This is a genomic window from Anabaena sp. UHCC 0253, assembly GCF_009712085.1.
In the GTDB taxonomy this organism is placed as follows: Bacteria; Cyanobacteriota; Cyanobacteriia; order Cyanobacteriales; family Nostocaceae; genus Dolichospermum.
The window spans coordinates 217,866-221,945 of the sequence record NZ_VILD01000001.1 but is presented as its reverse complement, the minus strand read 5'-3'; the positions used below and the strand labels follow the sequence as shown (position 1 = coordinate 221,945).

At 37.4% G+C, this 4,080-nt stretch carries 3 protein-coding genes; all 3 read left to right on the top strand.

Annotated features, from left to right (window positions below; all coding sequences use genetic code 11):
• Window positions 1-191: 191 nt before the first annotated feature.
• The 3 genes from FJR38_RS01005 (at window position 192) to FJR38_RS00995 (ending at window position 3,994) form a co-directional block, all read left to right on the top strand.
• Window positions 192-1,655, top strand: a complete 1,464-nt coding sequence (locus tag FJR38_RS01005) for an MBOAT family protein (RefSeq protein ID WP_168534918.1) — start codon at window positions 192-194, stop codon at window positions 1,653-1,655.
• An 88-nt stretch (window positions 1,656-1,743) separates the two neighbouring features.
• The gene (locus FJR38_RS01000; protein WP_168534916.1) at window positions 1,744-2,670 is read left to right on the top strand and encodes a hypothetical protein; all 927 of its coding nucleotides are present in this window, start codon (window positions 1,744-1,746) and stop codon (window positions 2,668-2,670) included.
• Window positions 2,671-2,758: 88 nt separating this feature from the next.
• Window positions 2,759-3,994: an NAD(P)/FAD-dependent oxidoreductase gene (locus tag FJR38_RS00995; protein ID WP_168534914.1), complete on the top strand. Its 1,236-nt coding sequence runs from the start codon at window positions 2,759-2,761 to the stop codon at window positions 3,992-3,994.
• Window positions 3,995-4,080: the final 86 nt, after the last annotated feature.

Sequence of the window (4,080 nt, the reverse complement as noted above, 5' to 3'; positions counted from 1 at the left end):
TGTCGCTGAACCAGTAGCCGCTACTAGCAAACCTAAAGAAGCAGCAGCTAACCAAGGTAAAGGCTGGGGCGGTCTTTGGAATAAAATTAGTGGTAGTTAATGTTGGGGATTGGGTAATAGATTCTTCCCAATTATCTATTACCCATTACCAATAGTTTTGCCATCATTTCACAGATTAGAGGAGTGGTGAATTGAATTTTTCGGAGTTTTCGTTTTGGTGGGTGCTACTCCTATTTTGCATCCCTTATTTTACAGTCCGCTATGTTGCCAAGTCCTTAAACCTGTGGAGAGATATTTTCGATACAGTTGGCTTGGTATCAATGTCATTGTTCTTGTTTCTGAACGCTTCCAAGTCTAGTTTTGTCATCTTTATTTGCGAAATTATCTTCAACTACATGATGGTGTGGTTGATGTTAAGACAGGAAAAATGGCAAGCTAAGGCGATCGCTACAGTTGTCGTAGTAATTGATATCGCTATTCTGGCCTATTTCAAATATCTCAACTTCTTTGTTGAAGATGTTTTAGGTTTAATCATCCCAGGATTGGCAGAAAATTGGCAATCAAAGTCTATTCCTGGTATGGGTTCAATTCCACCAGGATTGTCATTTTATACCTTCCAAATGGTAGCCTTTGTGGTTGACTCCTACAAAAGCCCCAAAAAACAACCAATTGCAGCTTTAGATTATGCCAACTTTGTAGCTTTTTTCCCCCAAGTAGTAGCAGGACCAATTGAACGGAGAGCAGACTTGTTTCCGCAGATTGAAAAATTTAGATTTAAGTTGACTTATGATAACTTTGAATCTGGTTTTCGCTGGTTATCTCTAGGACTATTTATGAAATTTGTCCTCGCAGATAATATTTCTCCCTACATTAAAGTAGATCAAGTTGATAATCCTTGGTTAGTTTGGTTTTTTGCTTTTCTGTTTACATTACAAATTTATTTTGATTTTGGTGGATATAGTTTTATTGCTTTAGGGTTAGCAAAATTTTTAGGTATTAACTTAAGTCTTAACTTTCTTGCTCCCTATACATCCCAAAGTATTAACGAGTTTTGGCGGAGGTGGCACGTCACCCTCAGCACTTGGTTTCGGGACTATGTTTTTCTGCCTCTCATGGGTAAAAACATGAAATTAGCCCCATTTTATCTTTTTATTACATTTACCCTATCTGGTTTTTGGCACGGAGCAGCCTGGAATTTCATTCTTTGGGGAGCTTATCACGGGTTACTACTCCTTGTATTGCGCTATGCTGGACGACCTTTTTATAAATTTTTGGGACAGCAAAAGTTGCTGATGCCGCAGTTTATTTCCTGGGCTTTGACTTTTGGCTCGATAATTTTGGGATGTCTGTTTTTTATGGAAACAAATACAGGACGTTTGCTAGAAAAGCTGAAAGTTCTGATCATTCCTTGGAATTATTCTCTATCTAATTTGGGTGAAGCTTTGACTTTCTTCAAGGGCAGTGAATCAGCAGCTTTGGCATTAACTTTGGTATTAGCAATAGGACTATTATTTATGGAACAAATTGGAGTTTGGCAACAAGGAGAAACTGAATATGATTTATTGATTTCTCCTTGGATGTCACGGATTTTGTTAGTGCTAACTATTTTGTTTGCTGCTAATACTCCCTCTCCATTTATTTACTTTGAATTTTAGAGTTATTAGTCATTAGTCAGTTGTCCTTTGTCAGTGGGAAATATCTTATCCCTGCACCCTGCCCCCGACTCTTATCTGTCACCTAATTATGAACAAATTTTTCAGACTTTCTAGTTGGTTTGCGATCGCTGGTTTAACTTGGAGTGTTGGTTACTTCTACAATGCTCGTTATGGTGGTGAACTTAGTTGGTTGCGGATGATGTATGAACAGAAAATGGCCGTAGCTAAAGAAGTCCAAGCACCCCAACGGATTCTCATTGTCGGTGGTTCAGGCGCTCATTACACCGTTGATGCGAAATTGATGCAAGAGACATTAGGCATCCCTACCATCAACATAGCTACAGATGGACCAATTGGTTTAGATGTGATTTTGCCTAGTGTTGCTGATGTCATTAAAAAAGGCGATATTGTCTTACTTATTCCCGAATATTTATTGTTACTAGATAAAGATGGTTTTGGCGATCGCTCTGGTCAATTTGGTGCGGCTATTGGTAAACCAGGTTTAGGAAATATACCCCCCAAACAATTCGCTCAAGACTTAATGTTATTAGGTATACCCACCCTAAAAGCTGCAACTAAATCATCCTTAGATGTGGTGGAAAAAGGCCGTTTAACAGGTTATTATTCTGACCCCATCACAGCTAATGGCGATCCGACAGTCATGAAAAAACGCACTAACAGCGAATGGTGGTCATTGACAATTAAAGAGAGCGTTTCTCCCCACTCTCTGCGGCGAATTCAGCAATTTAAACAAGAAGTTGAAGCCAAAGAAGCAACTTTGATATTAGGGCTTTCTTGGATTTATGGTAGCACAGATGATAAAACTCTTGATAATATCCGTAAAACAGCAACAGAATTAGGCAAAATTGCCCCGGTACTTTATGACAAAGAAACCTTAAATGTGAAGACTGATTCTAGTTTATTTGCTGATACTCATTATCATCTTAATCCTGATGGCCGTCGTACTCGCACAAGTGAACTTATTGAGCAGTTTAAAGCTGCAAATATCAAATAATAGCTGATTTTTATTTCGCGCCAAGTCGCAAAGGAGCAAAGTCGCAAAGGAAGAAAGGAGGAAGGGAGTAAAATATTAATTATAAATTATGTATGAGATCAAGGATAAGTTTTTTAGACAAGGGAAACTGAGAAAAAATACAATTACTGATTTTCCGGTGCGGATTTGTATTTTGGGTGGTGGTTTTGGTGGGTTATATACGGCTTTGGAATTGAGCAAAATTAATCAACTTCGTCAACCTGATTATGAAATTACACTGGTAGAAAAAAGGGATCATTTCTTATTTACTCCTTTGCTCTATGAGGTGGTGACTGGAGAATTACGTAATGGGGAAATTGCACCTACTTATAAAAAGTTGTTAGCTGATAGTGAAGTTAAATTTTGTCAATCTGAAATTCAAGGTGTTGATTTAGAAAACAATAGCGTAAAATTACAAAATGGTGACATAATAAATTACGATTATTTAGTGTTGGCTGTTGGTAAAGAAACAAGATTAGATATAGTCCCAGGAGCAGCAGAATATGCCCAAACTTTTCGGAGTTTAGAAGATGCTGAATATTTAAAGGAAAAGTTGCGGGTTTTAGAAGCATCTGATATTCCTGTGATTAGAATAGCGATCGCCGGAGCTGGTCCTAATGGTGTGGAAATAGCTTGTAAATTGGCAGATAAACTGAAAAAACGCGGGGAAATTCGTCTAATTGATCGCAGTGATGAAATTCTGAAAACTTTCCCTCCAGGTTGTCGAACTGCATCATACAAGGCTTTGCTAAAACTGGGTGTGCAGATAAATTTACATACTAATATTGAAGCTATCAAATCTGATCAAATTATTCTCAATCACGAAGGAAAAACTCAGAATTTCCAGACAGATTTAGTTTTGTGGACAGGTGGAAATAAATCAATTCAATGGATAAAAGAGCTAAAATGTCAACATAATCAACAAGGACAATTAATTGCTACTCCAACTTTGCAATTAGCTGGATATCCCCATGTTTTTGTATTAGGAGATTTAGCAGAAATTCGAGACATTAAAGGTAACGAATCTCCAACTACAGCCCAAGCAGCATTTCAACAAGCTCCCTGTACGGCTCGTAATATCTGGGCAAAAATTACAGGACAGAAATTAAAGTCATTTAGCTATTTATATTTGGGAGAAATGCTAACATTAGGTATTAAGAATGCTGTAATTTATAGCTTTGGTATCACCCTAGATGGTAATCTAGCCCGCATTATTCGCAGAGGAGTGTATATTCAACGTTTACCAACCCTGAAACACAAACTTCAAGTAGCTAAAAGATGGATATTTGGAAGAATGAGAAAATAGGAATCAGAAGTAAAAACCGCTTAACTTTTGAAATTTAGTCCTCCAACATTTTATAAATCCAAAATTTATTGATATTCTTTCCTCTT

Coding starts and splice junctions, on each gene's coding strand:
- FJR38_RS01000 (WP_168534916.1), top strand. CDS start 1,744: ATGAACAAATTTTTCAGACTTTCTAGTTGGTTTGCGATCGCTGGTTTA.
- FJR38_RS00995 (WP_168534914.1), top strand. CDS start 2,759: ATGTATGAGATCAAGGATAAGTTTTTTAGACAAGGGAAACTGAGAAAA.